The organism is Flavobacterium omnivorum, from assembly GCF_900099915.1.
Taxonomy (GTDB): Bacteria; Bacteroidota; Bacteroidia; order Flavobacteriales; family Flavobacteriaceae; genus Flavobacterium; species Flavobacterium omnivorum.
This window is the reverse complement of sequence record NZ_FNDB01000002.1, coordinates 106,644-122,527: the sequence shown is the minus strand read 5'-3', so window position 1 is coordinate 122,527 and position 15,884 is coordinate 106,644. Positions and strand designations below refer to the sequence as shown.

Sequence of the window (15,884 nt, the reverse complement as noted above, 5' to 3'; positions counted from 1 at the left end):
TAAGATCTCTTTTTTTATCGGCTCTTCCAGATGTTATAGACTAAGTAAATAATGCATGCTGCACCCAAAATCATTACTACTATTTGTGTAGAAAAGAATAGATTAATAATTAAAAAAGGGAATATATTCATGTTTATTTTTTCACTTTATTTAAAAGTTAGGTGTTGTTAATTTTCTCATTTTACCTATCTGTATTATTTAATATACACTCACTAGTATTTTTGCCATACATCATTTTGCCTTTTTGGTTTCTAGAATATACAATGCTTTTTATTGTATCGGTTTCGTGCTGAATGAAGGCAGGTTTTGGAGTTTGATAAAATATACTGAAATCCTTAAATTTTCTGTCTTTTTCTTCAAGCACATCATTTTCGTTAGTATTATTCATAATCAAATCTGGTGAATCTACTTTAATATTAGTTTTGATATAGGTGGAGTTCTTTTTGGGAATATATTTTTTTTTTAGTGGAAGAGTAAATAATGCAATAAATACTAATACGGTTACAACAATAATTTTTCTCATGTCTTTGTTATTCACAGCAGGCGTTAACTATTTTCAATTGAATTCTCAAGATTTTCTGTAATTGCTTTTCCTTTAGCAATCCTTTTTTTTGTGCTTTACTCAGCCTCTTACTCAAGCTTTCGGATTTGGCTTTTAAATAAGGTTATCTTTTTATTGAATAAGAATTTCCTTTCAGTGCTTTTTTATAGTGCTTGATGTACTCTTTTATGTAAGTATCATAATCGTTTACTGTATTTGTCCATTTGTCAGGTATAATTTTCTCTTTTCTTATTTTTGACAGGTGTAAGGGTGATTCGGTTTCGTTTTGCTTCATGTTCTATTTTTATTAGAATGTTGGAACACATCAAAATTAGTATTACTAAAAAGTTTTAGTTTACGGGTAACCGTAATGCAGTAGAAAAAAACACATTGATTCAGTACGAATTATTTAAAATACTGTAAATAAGCGTTTTATGTTTATAATTATTTAAAGTATTCTTTTTATCCAATTGCTAGCAATCCAATCTGACAAGTGAGCGCTGCAATCGGCGTGTTCTAAATATGGATGTTGTAAAAATGTTTCTACTTTTTGAAAATTAGCCTTAGTTTGAGCAACATTATAATTTTCTAAAAACGAATTACAAAAATCAGTGACATTCTTTTCATCTGTTTTATTGACGTAATTTAAATCAAGGTTTTCATGACTTTTGTTGCTATCAATAGTTGTGGAATATCCTGAAAATGCTAAGTCATTTGTAGTAAAACGTGTCATTTGTATTTGATTTAGGTTTGAAGTTGTAAACCTAATACCTTTTAAATTTAGTTCTTTACGGAATACCGTATAGCATTTTTTTTTATTGTAACATCAGATGTAATGGGATTTGAAGCAACAACATAGCTGTTTCTAAATGGTAATGACATAAAACCAAACTAGGATATTCCTTGTTTAATTTATCTTCTAAGGATCTTAAACTAAACCTAAATCCTTTGTAATGGCTATTAAATGAACATTATTATTGGCTTTGAAATAAACTTTTAGTTTGTTTATGCGTTTTTCTAAACTGCTATTGCTATTAGGAATAATTCCAGAATCTTTGAATTCAGTAGAAATATCCTCTACAGTTAATCCTTTGGATAAAGATTTTAACAGAGAAATATCATAAGATTCAATTTCAAAAAGAGTTTTATCTCTTAAAGTTAGTGCTAACTCGTTTGAAGTTTTAACTTCTTCATTGTTATAGATGCGTTGAATTGCTGTTTGAAGTTCCTCGATGCTATCTCTCCCTTTGCAGACGTAGGCGTTAATTCCTAAATTATTAAAGAGTGATTTTATACGGAAAGACTTGTCTTCAATAGAAAATATGATGGTCTTGATGTCGGGTTGAATTTTCTTTATCGCTTCTATAAGTTCTTCACCGGAGGTCAATTTATCCTCCCGATGATCACTTTTAAATGATAAATCACTAATCATGAGGTCGTAAGGTGCATTGTCATAAATTGCTTTTTTGATTTTCAAAAAGGCATCGTCACAGTATTTTGTACTGTGAATTTCTGCTATAGAAAGTTTTTCTAACGCTTGAACTACTGCCACACTGATCGTGTCTAAATCTTCGGCAACTAAAACTTTGTTAAACATAATAATGTCAGTTATTAACGGAATGTGATTTTTGTTTTAAATCCTTTGCTGGATTCATTATCAAATGTAATCGTTCCTTTTATAACTAGAATACGGTTTTCCACATTGTGTAGCCTATTTTTTAAATTTATTACTTCAAATGGTACTCCGACCTAGTTATCACTATGCTTTATTTGAGATTTATTTTCAGTTTTTTTAAATATGATCACTATTAAACTACACTTTTTGTACTTTTTTTTGTTGAATGAACGTTCTAGGATGATACAATAGATTGTTTTTTTTTTAGTTTCTTCAAGAATAAACCAAGAGACAGTATCTAAATCCGTTAAGAAGGACATTAATGGAATCTGTTTTAAATTCCGAAATAATTTCTTTTAGATTGGGTCCAAATAATTGCCGATTTCTATAATGTTGCTTTCTCTGGAACTGGTTCGTGTTTTAGTGTAAATTATATCTAGATTACTTACTATGATTTCTTTATTGAAAAATGTGAATAAATTTTGTGTTCAGCAAATGCCATTGTCTGCAATACATTATTTGGCAATGCTTCATTAAGTTTCTTCACAATTCTTATTTCAGTAGTGTAGGCGGTTTTTGTTTTCTGTTTTTGTCAATATGATAGATGTCAACAACAAGCCCGATCACTTTTATTCACCTACAGCTAAGTATATTTGTAAATTTTGATTTTTTTGCTGCTTTCTGTATGAGTATCTGATTTACTGTTTGAATTTTTATAAGAAGAATAGATATAAATCGAGAGTAGGTGTAATGAAATCGGGGAACGTAACATTTATAATAACCTTACTGGAAGTAGTATTTTAAAATTTATAATCTATGATTTTGCTCTTTAGATTATTGGTTAAGGGCAGTTTTAGAATCATTTCATCGTCAGAACTTAGAATTATTGATAAACTTTCAATCTGTGACAATGGTAAGGAATAGGATTTTTTTTTGAAGCTTTCGTTGATATCTTCCGTAGCATTTGTGCAGGAAGTAACCCTAAAATAAAAAAACCCATTCGCGTTGGCGAATGGGTTTTATAATCTGAAACAAGTTCAGATAAAGGTAAGTAAGTAATCTAAATTGTGTTGATAAAACGTTTATTTTACTTTATTAAGTATTGCTTTGAAAGCTACTGGGTGGTTCATAGCTAAATCGGCTAGAACTTTACGGTTCAATTCGATGTTATGCTTTTTTACTTTACCCATGAACTGAGAATAAGACATTCCTTCCAATCTGGCTCCAGCGTTGATACGTTGAATCCACAAAGCGCGGAAATTTCTTTTATTCACTTTTCTGTCACGGTAAGCGTAGCACATTGCTTTCTCCACCGCATTCTTAGCAACTGTCCAAACGTTTTTACGTCTACCAAAGAAACCTTTGGCTTGCTTCATTATTTTTTTTCTTCTTGCTCTTTTTGCAACTGAATTTACCGATCTTGGCATAATTTTATTGTTTTTTTGTAGCAGGCGGCTTGAATTGAATCAAAAGCACTTAATGGCCATACTCCAAGGTTATTTTAAATTGTTTTAACCTAAAGACTATTTAGTCAAATATTTTAAAGTCGAATGTCGAAAGTCTTTAAGACCTTTGACTTTGCAACTTTAAGACTTAATTAAATAATTCTTAATTGTTGTTTGATACTTTTCATATCTGTTTTGTGAACTAGCGCAGAGTGTGTCAATGCTAATTTACGTTTTTTAGACTTTTTGGTCAAGATATGACTTTTAAAAGCATGCTTTCTTTTAATCTTTCCAGAACCAGTAACTTTAAAACGTTTCTTGGCGCTAGATTTGGTTTTCATTTTAGGCATTTTTTCCTAGTGTTTTAATTTATTCTTACTTACTTATCTTTTAGTCATAAAGTCGAAAGTCATAAAGTGAGGACTTTTGACATTGCAACTTTCGACTTTTGACTTTTTTATTTCTTCTTCTTAGGAGCAATGAACATAATCATTCTTTTTCCTTCTAGAACTGGCATCGCTTCTACTTTACCAAATTCTTCAAGATCTGTTGCTAATCTTAACAATAAGATTTGACCTTGATCTTTATAGATGATCGAACGTCCTTTAAAGAAAACGAATGCTTTCAATTTAGCACCTTCTTTTAAGAATTTTTCTGCATTTTTTCTCTTAAATTCATAATCATGCTCATCTGTTTGAGGTCCAAAACGGATTTCCTTAACGACTACTTGCGTAGATTTCGCTTTTAGGATTTTATCACGTTTCTTTTGCTCGTAAACAAATTTTTTGTAATCCATGATTTTACAAACTGGAGGCTCAGCATTGGGCGAAATCTCAACTAAATCCAATTCAAACTGGTCAGCTAATCTTAAAGCTTCTGATAGTTTAAAAACTCCAGGCTCAATATTTTCACCTACAAGTCTTACTTCTTGTACACCACGAATAAGACTATTTATTCTGTGTGCATCTTTTTTTTCTACGCGAGGTTGGTAACCTCTGTTGCTTCTTATTGCTATGACTTTATAATTTAAGTTAAACTGTAAATACTTTTAATGTTTTATTTATTTCTTCATTCACAATAGCAACAAATTCTTCTATTGTAACGCTGATATTTCCTTTTCCTTCCTGACCATGACGACGGATAGAAATTGTTCCATTTTTCTCCTCTTCTTCACCAACAATCAGCATAAACGGGATTTTTTGCATTTCTGCATCCCTGATTTTCTTGCCTATAGTCTCATTTCTGTTATCAATCAGGGCGCGAATTTCGTGATTTTCTAGCAAATCTAAAACTTTTTTCGCATATATTTCATATTTCTCACTCAAAGACAATATAATAGCCTGTTCAGGTATTAACCACAGTGGGAAATTTCCTGCTGTGTGCTCTAATAATATTGCTATAAATCGTTCCATGGAGCCAAACGGGGCTCTGTGAATCATCACGGGTCTATGCAATTCGTTGTCAGAACCTTTATAAGTTAAATCAAAACGCTCTGGAAGGTTATAATCGACTTGAATAGTTCCTAATTGCCATTGTCTGCCCAAAGCATCTTTAACCATGAAGTCCAATTTTGGACCATAGAAAGCAGCTTCGCCATATTCAATAACCGTGCTTAAGCCTTTATCTGCTGCTGCACTGATAATCGCGTTCTCCGCTTTTTCCCAGTTTTCATCAGTACCAATGTATTTATCTTTATTTTCTTTATCTCTTAATGATATTTGAGCCGTGAAATTTTCAAATCCTAAAGAACCGAAAACGTAGAGTACCAAGTCAATTACTTTTTTAAATTCTTCGTCCAATTGATCTGGAGTACAAAATATATGAGCATCGTCCTGAGTAAACCCTCGTACCCGAGTCAAACCGTGTAATTCACCACTTTGTTCGTATCTGTAAACCGTACCAAATTCAGCATAACGCTTTGGTAAATCTTTGTAGGACCAAGGTCTAACATTATAAATTTCACAGTGATGCGGACAGTTCATCGGTTTTAATAGAAACTCTTCTCCCTCATGCGGTGTACTTATAGGTTGAAAACTATCAGCACCATATTTTGCATAATGACCAGATGTTACATACAATTCTTTTTGACCAATATGAGGTGTTACAACTTGCTCATAGCCCCCTTTTTTTTGTGCTTTTTTCAAGAACTGTTCCAATCGATCTCTTAATGCAGCTCCTTTTGGCAACCACAATGGCAATCCTGCACCTACTTTTGCTGAAAACGCAAACAATTCAAGTTCCTTACCTAGTTTTCTGTGATCTCTGCGTTTTGCTTCTTCCAGTAATACTAAATATTCTGTAAGATCTTTTTGTTTTGGAAATGAAGTTCCATAAACACGAGTTAGTTGTTTGTTTTTTTCATCACCACGCCAATAAGCTCCGGCAACACTCATGATTTTCATTGCTTTGATAATTCCAGTATTTGGAATATGACCACCGCGGCATAAATCAGTAAATGTGTCATGATCACAAAACGTAATTGTTCCGTCCTCAAGATTGGTAATTAGTTCTGTTTTATAAACGTTGTCTTTATATAATTCCAAGGCATCCGCTTTTGATACAGGACGCAATTTGAATTCATGTTTTCCTCTTGAAATTTCAATAACTCTGTCTTCAATTTTCTTGAAATCTGCGTCTGTGATTTTATGATCTTCAAAATCTACATCGTAATAAAAACCATTTGCGATTGCTGGTCCTAGCGTTAATTTGATTCCAGGATACATTTCTTCAAGAACCTGCGCCATCACGTGTGAAGTCGAATGCCAGAAAGCTTTCTTTCCATCAGCGTCATTCCAAGTGTATAATGTAAGACTACCGTCCGTCGTCAAAGGGGTTGTTGTTTCAATAGTTGTACCATTAAAAGAAGCCGAAATTACATTTCTGGCAAATCCTTCACTAATGCTTTTAGCAACATCCATAGGTGTTACATCAAGAGCAAACTCTTTAATTGACCCATCGGGCAAAGTAATCTTAATCATTGTTTGATATTTTAAGAATGCAAATATAGAGCATTACAAAAACACAACCAATATATATGTAAGGTTTGTTAGTCTAAAGCTTGTAATCTAAATTAGTTTGTAAAAATCAATGTTGTTTAAAAAATATTTTAGGTCAAATAGGCACCAAACATAATCTAAGAATAGATTAAATAATCTTTCTTGTTTCAATTACACCATGTCAAGTAGTTCCTTTTTTTAGGAAAAAGAACGAGTTTTTATAAATCGATTTTCTTTAATTCTTTATAATTGGCATACAATTTACGCAATAAAGTACCGTATAATACTCTGTAAAACAGCCATAACAAACCGAATAATGCAATGCTAAAAATACTTAATACGGCTATTGTTATTGCCATCACTTTGCTATTGCCATTAATTTGATTTTTTAGAGCATCCATTTCAGGATTATAAGCAAATGCAATTATAAAGCCAATAATCAAACTAAAAACAAGCATCGCTAAATTATACCAAACATAATATTGAACCGTTTTGCGAGTTCTGAGGATGTCCTGCATCAATTGTTTGGTTGAAGCAGTGGTCGAAATCAGAATATAATTTTTGTAAAACAAATAAATAAAAATCAATATTACAGCGTAGTTAAAGTAGTTTAAGACTTCAAAATAGCCAATCAATTCTGCATGTTTTATTTTTTCTAAATACTCATTAGAGTCAAAGCAAACGCTAAGACAAGTCCATAGCAAAACCTCCAAAATGCTTATAATCAAAATCCACTTCACTATTGAAGATGATTTTTTATGAATCATTTTATAAATCTCGATTTCCGATACCTGCTCAAAAGATTTATCGCTCTTCTGCCAGTCTTTCTTTAATAAATCCAGCTCTTTCATATTCCTAATGGATTTAATATTTTTTTTAATTTCCCTTTTATCCTATTCATTTTTACTCTCGCATTTACCTCACTAATTCCTAGTGTTTCCGCTATTTCGTGATAATCTTTGTCCTCCAGATACATAAAGATTAGCGCCTTTTCAATATCATTTAGTTGGTAAACTGCCTTGTACATTAGCTTTAATTGTTCCTCTTCTTCATAATCATATTCCACATCATTCAGAAAATGTTGGCGACCTTCAAATTCTATTGTGTTTATGGATCGTTTTGTTTTTCGGTACAAAGTAATCGCCGTGTTGAGGGCGACTCGATACGCCCAAGTAGAAAACTTACTATCTCCTCTGAATTTTGGAAAAGCTTTCCACAACTGAATTGTAATTTCCTGAAACAAATCCTTGTGCGCATCATCGCCATTAGTGTACAACCTACAAATCTTGTGGATTATATTCTGGTTTTCCTGTAGCTGTTTTACAAAAGATTGTTCTAGATTTTCACTCATAGTATATACGTTAGTAAGTCAATCATGGTTTTTGTTACAATGCTTCCTTTTTTTTTGGAGCACAAAAATTTTCACTTCATAAAAAAAGAGTCGTCCCGCTGTACATTTCAATCTTTATTTACTGATAAAAATCAGTAAATAAAGGATTTTCATTACCATCGGGGCTAATTTACCCATTGTGTATTTCACAACAACAGTTGGCAAATACAAATAGTCAAATCACATTCCTAATTTTACAATAAACAGCTAAGGGCTATCAATGCAGGCGTTATAAAATTGTGGTTAGAGAACTTAAGTCTAACTATTAACTGTATTCAGCTTTATTTAAGTGTGAAAAGAAGGAGAAACGGGTTTAAAAAAGCCTTTTATGAATTTCATAAAAGGCTTTTGATAAGTTTAAAAAAGTACTAGACTATTTTTTACATTCAGAATAATCAACATTAAAAGTATATTTTTTATCGCTAACTTTCTTAACAGCAGGATTATTGATGTGGTCTGGTTTATATGCTGCACCAGTCCCTAAATCGACTCCAAGACCCAATAATCCAAACGATACAACGCTTAAGATAAAGTTTCCAGTTCTAAAAGCAGTATTAAAAGTTTGTTTTTTAGTATCGCAACCTTCTTCTTTTAATTCTACGTTTAAGGCTTTATTTCTTGGAAATAATGCGGTAACTTGACCGTCACCCATTTTTTGGCCATCAACATAAATTGCTGCGTTTGGTCGGTCCTTGGCAACAATTGTACCTTCGTACCTACTACCACCAAACATAACACCACAGCTATTTAGCAAAACGAGCATCGATAAGGAGACCACAACAACTGAAATTCTTTTTTTCATAAGGCAAATATTTTTTTGGTTATAATTAATTAGGTAGCTAAAATAGTAATAATAGAATCGTAATTACAATTGATTGACACTTTTTTTTGATGTTTATGCGCTATTCATCTGATTTTGTCAATTATATATTGTAAGTCATTGGTAGCTAATTTCTTAAATCTTTACTAACTTTGTAATTCATCATTCTATTTTAAAAATGAACATCCCAAATTCAGCTTTACCCAGAATAGTAATTATAGGAGGTGGATTCGCAGGAATTGCATTGTCCAAAAAGCTAAAAAATAAAAAAGTTCAGGTGGTTCTTTTAGACAAACACAATTACCATACTTTTCAGCCTTTATTATATCAAGTTGCTACTGGCGGTTTGGAAGCCGGTTCTATAGCCTACCCAATTCGAAAAGTAATTCAGGAATACGATGACGTTTACTTCAGGCTCACCAATGTTCAAGAAATAGATACTAAAAATCAAAAAGTAATTGCCGAGATAGGCGAATTAAGTTATGATTATTTGGTGATTGCCACAGGTTCCAAAACGAATTATTTTGGCAACAAAGAAATCGAGCGCAACAGTATGGCCATGAAGACCATACCGCAATCGCTCAACATACGTAGTTTGATTCTTGAAAATTTTGAGCAAGCCGTTTTAACTATTGATGTAGCAGAACAAAACAGCCTTATCAATTTTGTCCTCGTAGGTGGTGGACCAACAGGAGTAGAGCTTGCGGGAGCTTTAGCCGAAATGAAAAAAGCGATTCTGCAAAAAGATTATCCCGATCTTAATATTTCCAAAATGGAAATTAACCTAATTCAAAGTGGCGACCGTATCCTGAATACCATGAGTGAGAAATCCTCACAAGCTGCCGAAAAATTTCTAATCAGCTTAGGTGTGAAAATTTGGAAAAACGTTCGCGTCACTAATTACGATGGACGTACGATAACCGCAAATTCCGATTTAACCTTTGAAACTGCCACGGTAATCTGGACAGCAGGTGTTCAAGGTGCTATTGTTGCGGGATTGGATGCAAAATCTCTAGTAGAAAAAGTAGAACGCATACGTGTAAATGAATACAATCAAGTGGTGGGCTATGAAAACATTTTTGCAGTAGGTGATATTGCTTCCATGGAATCTGAAACTTATCCGCAAGGACATCCTATGATGGCACAACCAGCAATGCAGCAAGGGGAATTATTGGGTGAAAATCTGGTGAAATTAATTCAAAATAAACCCATGGAAGCATTCGAGTACAATGATAAAGGTTCTATGGCAACAATTGGAAGAAATAAAGCAGTTGTCGATTTGCCTAAATACCATTTCAGTGGTGTTTTTGCTTGGTTTGTTTGGATGTTTGTACATTTATTTTCACTAATTGGATTTAAAAATAAAGCGGTAGTTTTCTTAAATTGGGTTTATAATTACATTCGTTTTGACCGCGAAGGCCGTTTGATTATCAGACCGTTTAAAAAGAAAAGTTTTACCACGTTTACTAGTGATGAAGTGTAATTGCCGAAAGTATTTTAGAGTTGTTTGTCATTCAACTTTAGCTTTTTAGTTACATTATCATGCAATAAAAACCAAATTAACTCATCAAATAGCACTCTAAATTCTCTTTATCTCTTTATGAATATTTAAATCAATCTCAAAAATTAGTACTAGAAGGGTAGTGATTTACTTTAAAACTTTAGATCTAAAAACCATTCCCTTTATAGTAATTTACCATCAAATTTACATATTTGTTATAACTCTCAAGGCCATCCTTTTGCTGGTTTATTTTGAGGAATTGATCATAAAAAGCATGGAAACCTTTATCAATTACTGTGTCATACTGCTTCCAGAAATCTTCGCTTTCTTTGTAGTTTTTTAAAATTCCGGTATTGACCGTTTTCAATAATTGTTTAAAAATAGCCTCATCTCTCGCTTGCCAATTCCCTAAGCAATATCGTAAAGCCATACTATAACCGGAATATTGAATATATAAATCTTCATTTTTTATGGATGCTAGAAAGCCGATAAAGTTGCATTCACTTTCACTGGCAAACCCCATTTGGTGTGCCATTTCGTGATTTGTAGTCATCGGGAAACTGTACATTGGACCCAAATAATTAACCTGCGCTTCATTGGTAAACGGATTCAAATAACCTCCAAAACCCATATAGGTCAAAGGCAGGCTAAACAGTGATTTTTTAGTGCTTAACTTAGAATAAGAAAAATAAGGATATTCCGCGGATAGGTTTTTGTAGCCATTCAAACTCATTTCAAAAACCTGTTCTTGTGAGTAGGGAAATACCACTTTCAAGCTGTCATTTTTTGTGATTTGGTAATGAATAGCATTGGTTTTAGTAATTATTTTTTTGGTGAAAGCCAATAAATCAGCATCCGAATAGTCTTTTTGAATTTCCATTTTTTCAAAAAGCGGTTCACGGTAATAATTCAAAGCCCAAAGAACATGAAACAAAAAGTAAAAAACAGAAACAAAACTCAGTATACTCAAAATAGTGTCTTTCCATTCGGATTTCCAAGTTTTTCGTTTGTTCCAAATCCATTTTAAAATAAATAAAATAAGAATGAAATAAAGAAAGTCACCCACAGAAAAAGGAATTCTGCCCAAAATAGTTCTCGAAAATAGCGAAAGTATCGGATAAAAACCATTGCTGTACCAGTCTTCTATCTGTTCTGGGTAAAAGGGAATTATTTGTAAAAGCAGAATTTGGATTAATAGAAAGCAGGAAAGGAAATATTTTGTTTTCAATGTTTGAATTTTCTAAATGTAAATATAATTACAATATCAATTACTACCATAAAGAATTTAAACTTTGTAACTTTGAGCTTTAAAAATAGTAAACTTCAAAAAAATATAAATGAGTCAAGAAATAAGAAATTTAGAGCCAAAAGCGCTGTGGAATAAGTTTGCCGATTTAAATGCGGTTCCACGTCCTTCTAAAAAAGAAGATAGAGTAATTGCATTCATGAAGAACTTTGGCGAAAGCCTTGGATTAGAAACTTTTGAAGATGATATTCGAAATGTCATCATTCGCAAACCGGCAACTGCCGGAATGGAAAACCGAAAAGCAATTGTGCTTCAAGGACATTTGGATATGGTGCACCAAAAAAATGCCGATACTGTTTTTGATTTTGATACACAAGGAATCGATATGTATGTTGATGGAGATTGGGTTCGAGCTAGAGGAACTACGCTTGGTGCTGATAATGGTCTTGGAGTTGCAGCTATCATGGCAATATTAGAAAGTACTGATATTCCTCATCCTGCAATCGAAGCTTTGTTTACCATTGACGAAGAAACAGGAATGACTGGAGCCTTAAATTTAAAAGGCGGTATTCTACAAGGTCAAATTCTGTTGAATATGGATACGGAGGAAGATGATGAAATTGATATTGGTTGTGCAGGAGGAATTGATGTGACGGCTACTGCTGAGTATGATGAGGAGGAAACTCCAGAAGGTTCAGTAGGATACACCATTACCGTAAAAGGTTTGAAAGGCGGACATTCAGGAATGGATATTCACAAAGGCTTGGGTAATGCGAATAAAATCATGAACCGATTGTTGTTTGATGGTTTTGATAATTTTGGTTTGCAAATTTCAGAAATAAAAGGAGGAAGTTTACGTAATGCTATTCCTCGTGAAAGTATGGCAAAAGTAATTATTGCTGAAGTATATGATGAAGCTTTTGTTTTTGACATGCAGCAAATTGTCAACGAAATCAAAACCGAGTTTAAAACAACGGAACCCAATTTAGAAGTTGTTTTTGAAAAAATGGAGGCAGCTCCTGCTAAAGTAATGCCAACAATTGCTCAGTTTTACTTCGTAAGATCGATGTATACTGCTCACAACGGAGTGTACAGAATGAGTGCTGATTTTGATGATTTAGTAGAAACCTCTAATAATATTGCTAAAGTAATTGTTGGAGACGGACAACTTACAGTACAATGTTTAACGCGTTCTTCGGTTGAAACATCTAAATTTGATTTGGCTAATGCCTTGCGTTCTGCTTTTGAACTTATGGGTTGTGAAGTGGAATTTTCAGGATCTTATCCGGGTTGGACGCCCAATTCAGAATCAGAAATTTTAGATGTTTTAGTGCCTATTTACGAGAAACAAAACGGTGAAAAACCAAAAGTAGTGGCGTGTCATGCTGGATTAGAATGTGGAATTCTGGGAATCAATTATCCAGATATGGATATGATTTCTTTTGGACCAACCATTCATGGAGCTCACTCTCCAGACGAAAGAGCGAGTATTTCCTCTTCTCAGAAATTTTGGAAATTTGTATTGGAAATTTTAGCGACGATACCAGTAAAATAATAGTTTAAGAACCATAGAAAAAGGCATAATTAAGTTCCATTTAGGATTTTAATTATGCCTTTTTATTTAGTAAAATAATTTTTAATCGGCGGGTTCAGAGAGGTTGTTTTTCAAATGTTCACTATCCCAACTGTGGTTTGTTGCTGCAATCTGCGAATATAGATCGCTTTTTAGTAACTGTTCCTGTAATTCAATTTCTTCTTTAACGGTTATCATGTACGCCATTTTATCATGACGTTTTTCCGCTAATTTGCGAGTGGTAATTTCGTCATATTTTATAAATTGCCGTCCTTGTCTAGTGGCTGAATACTTGCGATGCCCTAATTCTACTAAGGCGTCAACACCCATATTTACAGCGCTGTATAATGTTTCTCTATAAATATGCTCGACTTTATGATCGATTAGTTCATAAGCATCATTTCGATTGCGGGCACGAGTCAAGATTTTTAAGTGAGGGAAATGTTTTTTTAATGTTTCAATTACTTGCAAATTTACGGATGGATTGTCTATGGCTGCAATAAAAAGTTTGGCGTTTTCACAACCAGCCGCTTTTAGCAATTCCAATCGTGTTGCATCTCCATAATACACTTTGAAACCCATTTTTCGTAATAAATCAATTCGGTCAGAATCATAATCAAGAATAGTCGATGTAACTTTATTTGCTCTTAATAAACGGCCTACTGTACTACCAAAATGGCCAAAACCAGCAATAATAACAGGATTATCTTCATCTATGAAATCATCATCTTTATTAATTTCCGTTACTTTTTCTTTGATTCTGGAATTGGGATAAATTATTCGCTCGTTTATTAACAATAAAAAAGGAGTTGCAACCATACTCATGGCGATTACCGCCATCACTTGATTTGCCAAAACACTAGGAATGATATTCAATTGCATGCAAAAACTCATGATTACAAAACCAAATTCCCCGGCTTGACTCAAACCAAAAGCAAACAAAAGGTTTTGGTTGGTATTTTTTTTGTGAAATCTACTAATTACAAATAAAACTACAAATTTCACCAAAGTTAGGATGGCTCCAAAAATAAAAATGAAAAGAGGATTTTCAATAATTAATTGAAAGTTTATTGATGCGCCTACGCCTAGGAAAAAAAGGCCTAAAAGAAGTCCCTTAAATGGCGCAATATCTCCTTCTAATTCATGTCGAAATTCCGAGTTTGCTAATACAACTCCAGCCATAAAAGCACCTAGTGCAGGACTTAATCCAACCAACTGCATCGAATACGAGACGCCAAATACTAGCAATAATGCAGAGGCCGTAAACAATTCTTGTAACCTAGTTTTTGCAATTATATGCAATAGCGGAACAAATACATAACGACCAGCAAAATAAATAGTCGATATAATCCCCAGAACAATTAGAGTTTGCAACCAGCTTGGAAATCCAGAAATTAAGGATTGTGGAGCATCACTTGTCACTTCAAGATTTACAGTTGAAAGTAGCGGTAAGAAAGCTAATATTGGGATCACAGCGATATCCTGAAACAGTAAAACGGCAAAGGAGGAACGGCCTACTGATGTATTCAATAGTCCTTTCTCTTTTAAAGTTTGCAGCACAATTGCCGTTGAGGATAAGGCGAGTGCTAGTGAAATGGCTAAGGCAGTTTCCCATTTCCAATCCATAAAAAGAAGGCATCCAACAAATAAAAGCACAGTGGTTCCTAGTACTTGAGAAGATCCCATTCCAAGGATGAATTTTCGCATTTTCCAAAACTTGCGGGGTTCTAGTTCCAGACCAATTAAAAATAGCATCATCACAACACCAAATTCAGCAAAATGCATAATATCCTCACCTTCCTGACCAATAAATCCCAAAACATAAGGGCCAATTACGATTCCAGCCAATAAGTAGCCCAAAATAGAACTTAAGCCTAGCTTTTTAGCAATAGGGACGCAAATTACCGCTGCCGATAAATAAATGATTGCTTGTAATAAAAAATTGGTATCCATATTAAACTTGTATTGTAGCAAACCATTCATTCAAATAATGGTATTGCAAAATGGTATCAGAATCCAAATCATTGTTTTCTAAATAGTCAAGTAAATAGCCATAAACCACTCCGTTTTTCTCATAATCTTCTTTGGCCATGTTATGAGTTCCATGAACTACAAAAGGAGGTAAGTAGAGCATGTTACATACTTTTGCCGTTTGATTGAACGGTTCGAGCAATTCAACAATACTATAACGATCACTACCTGTTTCGCAATAATTCTCCTTGTCACCTCCAGTGGTAATGACCTGAAATATAATTTTGTCTTGTAGTGCTTTTCCTTTTTTTCCATACGCCCAGTTGTGTTCTAATACCATATCAATCCATTGTTTCATTAATGGCGGGCAACTGTACCAATACATTGGATGATGCCAAATAATAATATCGTGTTGGCTCAATAGGACTTGCTCGTGCCTTACATCAATATCAAAATTGGGATATTCTTCATATAAATCATGAAAAGTGATGTTTTCTGAATGGGGAATATTTTTCACCAAAGCCTTGTTCGCGTGTGATTTTTCGAATAATGGATGAGAAAATAAGATTAAAATTTTATTTTTTGCCATAAAATTTAGTGGTTAATTATGTCTTTTTCAGAAATTTACAACTGCTTAAGGTCTGATTTACAGTATTTTTTGACCTTTTTAAAATTATTGAAAGATATAAAATATTGTTTAGTATTCTTGATTGCAATCGTCTGAAAAGCTATTTTTTTACTTGTAGTAGCTGACAAACTGAAAATCCTGTCAAAATAATAAATCAT

General features: G+C 33.3%; 16 protein-coding genes. 2 read left to right on the top strand and 14 right to left on the bottom strand.

Annotated elements, in window-relative coordinates; genetic code table 11:
• Positions 1–181: 181 nt before the first annotated feature.
• The 11 genes from BLS90_RS02580 to BLS90_RS02535 form a co-directional block, all read right to left on the bottom strand.
• Positions 182–523 carry a hypothetical protein gene (locus BLS90_RS02580; RefSeq protein WP_091254925.1) on the bottom strand — a complete coding sequence of 114 codons (342 nt, stop codon included), beginning with the start codon at positions 521–523 and terminating at the stop codon, positions 182–184.
• A gap of 142 nt (positions 524–665) precedes the next feature.
• The gene (locus BLS90_RS16760) at positions 666–836 is read right to left on the bottom strand and encodes a hypothetical protein (protein ID WP_175455423.1); all 171 of its coding nucleotides are present in this window, start codon (positions 834–836) and stop codon (positions 666–668) included.
• Between the two features lie 153 nt (positions 837–989).
• Positions 990–1,274: a hypothetical protein gene (locus BLS90_RS02575; protein ID WP_091254922.1), complete on the bottom strand. Its 285-nt coding sequence runs from the start codon at positions 1,272–1,274 to the stop codon at positions 990–992.
• A 195-nt stretch (positions 1,275–1,469) separates the two neighbouring features.
• Entirely contained in the window at positions 1,470–2,138 is a 669-nt protein-coding gene (locus tag BLS90_RS02570) for a DNA-binding transcriptional response regulator (protein ID WP_091254918.1), read from the bottom strand.
• A gap of 1,100 nt (positions 2,139–3,238) precedes the next feature.
• Entirely contained in the window at positions 3,239–3,583 is a 345-nt protein-coding gene (gene rplT, locus BLS90_RS02565; protein WP_066077922.1) for a 50S ribosomal protein L20, read from the bottom strand.
• Between the two features lie 170 nt (positions 3,584–3,753).
• The gene (gene rpmI, locus BLS90_RS02560) at positions 3,754–3,951 is read right to left on the bottom strand and encodes a 50S ribosomal protein L35 (protein ID WP_022827375.1); all 198 of its coding nucleotides are present in this window, start codon (positions 3,949–3,951) and stop codon (positions 3,754–3,756) included.
• Between the two features lie 107 nt (positions 3,952–4,058).
• Complete coding sequence (gene infC / locus BLS90_RS02555) at positions 4,059–4,616, bottom strand: translation initiation factor IF-3 (protein ID WP_370273076.1); 558 nt, start codon at positions 4,614–4,616, stop codon at positions 4,059–4,061.
• A 16-nt stretch (positions 4,617–4,632) separates the two neighbouring features.
• Positions 4,633–6,579 carry a threonine--tRNA ligase gene (gene thrS / locus BLS90_RS02550; RefSeq protein WP_091254913.1) on the bottom strand — a complete coding sequence of 649 codons (1,947 nt, stop codon included), beginning with the start codon at positions 6,577–6,579 and terminating at the stop codon, positions 4,633–4,635.
• Positions 6,580–6,815: 236 nt separating this feature from the next.
• Positions 6,816–7,448, bottom strand: a complete 633-nt coding sequence (locus BLS90_RS02545) for a hypothetical protein (protein ID WP_091254910.1) — start codon at positions 7,446–7,448, stop codon at positions 6,816–6,818.
• Positions 7,445–7,948 carry an RNA polymerase sigma factor gene (locus tag BLS90_RS02540; RefSeq protein WP_091254906.1) on the bottom strand — a complete coding sequence of 168 codons (504 nt, stop codon included), beginning with the start codon at positions 7,946–7,948 and terminating at the stop codon, positions 7,445–7,447. Before BLS90_RS02540 ends, BLS90_RS02545 begins: the two co-directional genes overlap by 4 nt.
• Positions 7,949–8,360: 412 nt before the next feature.
• Positions 8,361–8,789 (bottom strand): hypothetical protein, encoded by a 429-nt coding sequence (locus BLS90_RS02535; RefSeq protein ID WP_091254903.1) that lies wholly within the window; start codon positions 8,787–8,789, stop codon positions 8,361–8,363.
• A 196-nt stretch (positions 8,790–8,985) separates the two neighbouring features.
• On the opposite strand from BLS90_RS02535, the gene BLS90_RS02530 reads away from it, so the two are divergent.
• Positions 8,986–10,290, top strand: coding sequence for an NAD(P)/FAD-dependent oxidoreductase (locus BLS90_RS02530; protein WP_091254899.1), 1,305 nt, complete (start codon positions 8,986–8,988; stop codon positions 10,288–10,290).
• 184 nt (positions 10,291–10,474) lie between these two features.
• On the opposite strand, the gene BLS90_RS02525 is transcribed toward BLS90_RS02530, so the two are convergent.
• Positions 10,475–11,536, bottom strand: a complete 1,062-nt coding sequence (locus BLS90_RS02525; protein WP_091254895.1) for a DUF3810 domain-containing protein — start codon at positions 11,534–11,536, stop codon at positions 10,475–10,477.
• A 109-nt stretch (positions 11,537–11,645) separates the two neighbouring features.
• On the opposite strand from BLS90_RS02525, the gene BLS90_RS02520 reads away from it, so the two are divergent.
• Positions 11,646–13,109, top strand: a complete 1,464-nt coding sequence (locus BLS90_RS02520) for an aminoacyl-histidine dipeptidase (protein WP_091254891.1) — start codon at positions 11,646–11,648, stop codon at positions 13,107–13,109.
• 81 nt (positions 13,110–13,190) lie between these two features.
• Here the strand turns inward: BLS90_RS02520 and BLS90_RS02515 are convergent, their stop codons facing one another.
• Positions 13,191–15,080 carry a monovalent cation:proton antiporter-2 (CPA2) family protein gene (locus BLS90_RS02515; RefSeq protein WP_091255396.1) on the bottom strand — a complete coding sequence of 630 codons (1,890 nt, stop codon included), beginning with the start codon at positions 15,078–15,080 and terminating at the stop codon, positions 13,191–13,193.
• Between the two features lies 1 nt (position 15,081).
• Positions 15,082–15,687, bottom strand: a complete 606-nt coding sequence (locus tag BLS90_RS02510) for an NAD(P)H-dependent oxidoreductase (RefSeq protein WP_091254888.1) — start codon at positions 15,685–15,687, stop codon at positions 15,082–15,084.
• Positions 15,688–15,884: the final 197 nt, after the last annotated feature.